Annotated in this window: 1 protein-coding gene; it reads right to left on the reverse strand. The window is 68.0% G+C overall.

The window, feature by feature from the left end; all coding sequences use genetic code 11:
* Nucleotides 1-275 (reverse strand): ABC transporter permease subunit (locus ACLJNW_RS24880; RefSeq protein ID WP_410961315.1); only part of this gene is annotated, 275 nt, incomplete at both ends.

Below are 275 nucleotides of genomic sequence, written 5' to 3' on the forward strand. Positions count from 1 at the left end.
TCCTTGTACTGGTCGCCGAACACGTCGGCGCCGAAGGCTTCGGCGACGCCCAGCAGCAGGCCGCCGAGCATGGCGCCGGGGATGCTACCGATGCCGCCGAGCACCGCGGCGGTGAACGCCTTGATCCCGGCGAGGAAGCCGATCCCGGGGTTGCTCACGCCGTACTGCATGCCCAGCAGCACCGCGGCGACGGCGGCCAGGGCGGCGCCGATGACGAAGGTGAGGGCGATGATGTTGTTGCTGTTGATACCCAGCAGGTTGGTCATCTTCAGGTC

Source organism: Salmonella sp. SAL4457 (assembly GCF_046548235.1).
In the GTDB taxonomy this organism is placed as follows: domain Bacteria; phylum Pseudomonadota; class Gammaproteobacteria; order Enterobacterales; family Enterobacteriaceae; genus Salmonella; species Salmonella enterica.